Source organism: Micromonospora sp. NPDC049580, from assembly GCF_040675595.1.
GTDB lineage: Bacteria > Actinomycetota > Actinomycetes > Mycobacteriales > Micromonosporaceae > Micromonospora.
On the sequence record NZ_JBFAPG010000750.1, the window covers coordinates 1 to 1,908 of the forward strand.

At 69.3% G+C, this 1,908-nt stretch carries 1 protein-coding gene; it reads left to right on the top strand.

Going from position 1 to position 1,908, the window contains the following annotated elements:
* Positions 1-616: 616 nt before the first annotated feature.
* Complete coding sequence (locus AB0J68_RS31720; protein WP_363942518.1) at positions 617-1,876, top strand: Ig-like domain-containing protein; 1,260 nt, start codon at positions 617-619, stop codon at positions 1,874-1,876.
* Positions 1,877-1,908 lie beyond the last annotated feature (32 nt).

Genomic DNA, 1,908 nt, shown 5'->3' on the forward strand with positions numbered 1-1,908 from the left:
GGCGCGCTCCGGCTGGACGGTGAGGACGACGCTTCGGGGCGGTCGGCGCCCCTGAGGGGGACCGCGGCGACCCGGCAAGGGAGGCAGGCAGGCTGATTGACGAATGGGCAACCTTCTATCTGAAAGCCGACCCTACCCTTGCCTCCGGACAAAGGCAAAGCTTCGTCTCGACGAGCAGAAGTTTCGCTTCAAATGACAAAAGTCCTCCCAGCAGGTGCGGCAGCCGCCCCGACCCGTCATGCCCGCCTCGCACGCTCTCCGGGCCGAGCGCGACCTGAGGGGCGCACCGTCCGAAGCCCCGCTCGCCGATTGGTCGGTCCGTCGCGGAGATCCATCCCCGATGGCGCGGGGCGCGGGGCGCGGGGCGCGAGTCGTGCAACGACGGCGATAGGTGCGGGCGTGGCGGGGTCGGGGTGGGACCGGACGTTGCGGGTCGGGTGACGTGCGGGAGTGCGGACGTGCCTCAAGGCGGCACTCGTGCGTTTTTCTCGCCAACCGGCGCAGGGTCGGAAAATGCGCCAATAAATGCGCCGCCGATTATTTCCGAAGGCCCTGGATACTCCTGTCGGGGCCGACAGAATGTGGCGGAGGGCAGTCGAAAACGGGGGGACTGAACATGACATCTAGGCGGCGATTGACGCTGTTGGCGGTAGCTATCGCGGCCGCACCGCTCGTGCTGGCCGGATGTACCGCCGACCGGGACGGGCCGGCCAAGGGACACGTCGCGGCGCCGGAGCTCACCGTGACACCGGGGGACAAGACCCGGGACGTTCCGATCAGCGCCGAGGTCGGCGCGGTGGTCAAGGGTGGACGGGTCACCGCTGTCCGGCTCACCGACGACAAGGGCGCGCAGGTCAAGGCGGAGCCGCGCGAGGACGGCTCCGGTTGGGTGCCGAGCGCTCCGCTGGCAGCTCGGCGTACGTACACCGCGGAGGTGACCGCGACCGGTGACTCGGGTGCGACCACGACGCGGACGACCACGTTCACCACGATGGCCAAGTCCACGAAGCCGAAGATCACCAGCACCCTCTATTTCGTCGGCAACCGGACGTACGGCACGGCAATGCCGGTAACCGTGGCGTTCGACCCGGCAATTCCGAAAGAGGCCAGGGCGGATGTGCAGCGCCGGTTGTTCGTGAAGACGAATCCGCCGCAGCCGGGTACCTGGTCGTGGCTGGACGACGGAAGTCAGGTCTATTACCGGGCGCCCGATTTCTGGCGGCCGGGGACGACGATCAGTGTCCGGGCGGGGCTGGAGGGCTTGCCGATCGGCAAGAACCTGGTCGGGGACGCCGAGCGGACCGCGACCTCGAAGATCGGGAAACAGGTCTCGCTGGAGATCGACAACGCCACGAAGCAGATGACGGTGCTGCGCGACGGCAAGCTGGTGCGCCGCATCCCGGTGAGCCTGGGCAAGCCGAGCACGCCCAGTTCCAGCGGCAAGATGGTGATCATGGAGAAGCACGAGCGGACCACCTTCGACACCCGGGGTGAGCCGAACGGCGGCTACGTGGTCGACGTCGACGACGCCCAGCGGCTCACCTGGGGTGGTGAGTTCATCCACTCGGCCCCCTGGTCGGAGGGCGAGCAGGGCTACACCAACACCTCGCACGGCTGCGCGAACGTCTCCGCCACGGCCGCGGACTGGCTGATGGGGGTGACCCAGGTCGGCGACCTGGTCACCGTCAAGGGCACCGAGGTCGACCTGCAACCCGGCAACGGCTGGACGGCGTGGAACGTGAGTTGGGACGAGTTCGTCAAGGGCAGCGCCCTGCCGGTGCCGTCCGGGCTCAAGCCCGCGCCGGTCGCCCCGGCGCACCCGGGCGCGGTGGCCGGCGGGTCACCCGCGCCGGCGCCCTCGATCAGCGGGCGCTGAGGCACCGGGCCGACCCACCGTCGCGGTGGGTC